The organism is Neisseria sp. P0022.S010 (genome assembly GCF_051956635.1).
In genome coordinates, this window is record NZ_JBQCXF010000405.1 from 1 (window position 1) to 2,727 (window position 2,727).

The following is a 2,727-nucleotide window of genomic DNA, read 5'->3' on the forward strand; positions in this document are numbered from 1 at the left end:
GCCAACCATGCTTTCGGTGTAGCCTGTTATGAGAACGGGATTGGTCAAAAGTTTACCCGGGTTGCCCGTCCGCAGACCAACGGTAAGGCGGAACGGGTTATCCGCACCCTGATGGAGATGTGGCATGAGAAACAGTTGTTTGACAGTCCGGAACACCGGCGAAAGGAGTTGTGCCGCTTTGTTAATTTCTATAACACTGTGAAGCCGCACCGCAGTTTGAACGGCGATACGCCGTTTGAGGTCTTGCAGGCTTCATTCTCAACCTGTGGTGTAAACAACGCAACGTTTTCCTACATTTGGGGAATTTTGCAAAGGTCTCAATTTGTGCAATTCCAGCATCCATATTCTGCCGCGCCTGAAACAAATTACCGGAAAAGACATTCCGTTTTACCAAGACGACATCCGCGACCGTACGGTGTTGCAGCGCATTTTTGCCGAACACAAAATCGAATCGGTGATCCATTTTGCTGGCTTAAAGGCAGTCGGCGAAAGCGTAGCCGAACCAATGAAATACTATGACAACAATGTGTCGGGCAGCTTGGTATTGGCAGAAGAAATGGCGCGTGCCGGCGTATTTAAGATTGTGTTCAGCTAATCGGCTACGGTTTACGGCGATCCGGGTAAAGTGCCTTATACGGAAGATATGCAACCGGGAGATACGACCAGCCCTTACGGCACGTCGAAGTCTATGGTGGAGCGCATTTTGACGGATATCCAAAAGGCCGATCCGCGTTGGAGCGTGATTTTGTTGCGCTATTTCAACCCTATCGGTGCGCATGAAAGTGGTTTGATCGGCGAGCAGCCAAACGGCATCCCAAATAATCTGCTGCCTTATATCCGCCAAGTGGCTTCAGGCAAGCTGCCGCAGTTGTCGGTTTTTGGCGATGACTACCCCACCTCAGACGGTACAGGTATGCGCGACTATATCCATGTGATGGATTTGGCGGAAGGCCATGTGGCGGCGATGCAAGCGAAAAGCGATGTTTCGGGCGTACATCTGTTTAATTTGGGTTCGGGACGTGCTTATTCGGTATTAGAAATCATCCGTGCCTTTGAAGCGGCCTCCGGCTTGACCATTCCTTTCCAAATCAAACCGCGTCGTGATGGCGATTTGGTCTGTTTCTATGCCGACCCTGCCTACACCAAAGCGCAAACCGGCTGGGAAACCAAGCGTGATTTGGCGCAGATGATGGAAGACTCATGGCGTTGGGTCAGCAACAACCCAAATGGCTACGACAATTAAGTTGACCTGATACAGGCCGTCTGAAAGAGATGTTTTCAGACGGCCTCTTTATCTGAAAAACACATATTCTGTCTGCTATAATCCGTTCATATTTTTTGGCTATCCTCTGAAACTTATGAAGAAAATCCTTATTACCGGCGGCGCGGGCTTTATCGGCTCTGCCGTTGTCCGTCATATTATCCAAAACACCCAAGACTCCGTCGTCAATGTCGATAAGCTGACTTATGCCGGCAATTTGGAATCTCTGACCGAGGTAGCCAATAATCCTCGCTATGCTTTTGAGCAAGTGGATATTTGCAACCGCGCCGAACTTGACCGCGTATTCGCACAACACCAGCCCGATGCCGTGATGCACTTGGCGGCGGAAAGTCATGTCGACCGCTCGATCGATTCCGCAGGCGAGTTTATCCAAACTAACATCGTCGGCACGTTCAACCTGCTTGAAGCCGCACGTGCCTACTGGCAACGGATGCCGTCTGAAAAACGCGAAGCTTCCCGCTTCCACCATATTTCTACCGATGAAGTCTATGGCGATTTACACGGCACAGACGATTTGTTTACTGAGACCACACCATACGCGCCGTCCAGCCCCTACTCTGCCTCCAAAGCATCCAGCGACCACCTCGTCCGCGCATGGTTGCGTACTTACGGTTTGCCGACCATCGTAACCAACTGCTCCAACAACTACGGCCCTTACCATTTCCCGGAAAAACTCATTCCGCTGATGATTCTGAACGCGCTTGACGGCAAACCGCTGCCCGTTTACGGCGACGGTATGCAAATCCGCGACTGGCTGTTTGTCGAAGACCACGCGCGCGCGCTGTATCAGGTTGTTACCGAAGGTGTTGTCGGCGAAACCTACAATATTGGCGGCCACAATGAAAAAGCCAATATTGAAGTCGTCAAAACCATCTGCGCCCTGCTGGAAGAGCTTGTTCCTGAAAAACCGGCGGGTGTGGCACGTTATGAAGATTTGATTACTTTCGTACAAGACCGCCCCGGCCATGACGTGCGCTACGCCATCGATGCTGCCAAAATCGGCAGGGAGCTGGGCTGGAAACCTCAGGAAACATTCGAATCCGGCATCCGCAAAACGGTGCAATGGTATTTGGACAACAAAACTTGGTGGCAAAACGTATTGAACGGCAGCTATCGTTTAGAGCGTTTAGGTACCGGAAAATAAGTTTTCAGACGGCCTGTTCCCATATTAGGCCGTCTGAAAATCACGCAAACACACACTACTCAGGAGAAAACCCATGAAAGGCATCATCCTTGCCGGCGGCAGTGGCACACGCCTCTACCCCATCACGCGCGGCGTATCCAAACAGCTGCTGCCCGTGTACGACAAGCCCATGATTTACTATCCCCTGTCCGTATTGATGCTGGCAGGAATCCGCGATATTTTGGTGATTACCACGCCCGAAGACAATCCCTCTTTCAGACGACTGCTCGGTGACGGCAGCGATTTCGGCATCTCCATCAGC

2 protein-coding genes and 2 pseudogenes are annotated in these 2,727 nt (G+C 51.3%); all 4 read left to right on the plus strand.

What is annotated here, in order from left to right; translation table 11 throughout:
- Positions 1 to 294, plus strand: a pseudogene (locus ACTHUT_RS17380) (integrase core domain-containing protein); the annotation flags it as partial.
- A 25-nt stretch (positions 295 to 319) separates the two neighbouring features.
- Positions 320 to 1,243: pseudogene (gene galE / locus ACTHUT_RS17385) on the plus strand (UDP-glucose 4-epimerase GalE); the annotation flags it as partial.
- A gap of 115 nt (positions 1,244 to 1,358) precedes the next feature.
- Entirely contained in the window at positions 1,359 to 2,426 is a 1,068-nt protein-coding gene (rfbB, locus tag ACTHUT_RS17390; protein WP_250601538.1) for a dTDP-glucose 4,6-dehydratase, read from the plus strand.
- Positions 2,427 to 2,499: 73 nt separating this feature from the next.
- A partial coding sequence (locus ACTHUT_RS17395) for a sugar phosphate nucleotidyltransferase (protein ID WP_440419200.1) occupies positions 2,500 to 2,727 on the plus strand: 228 nt, incomplete at its 3' end.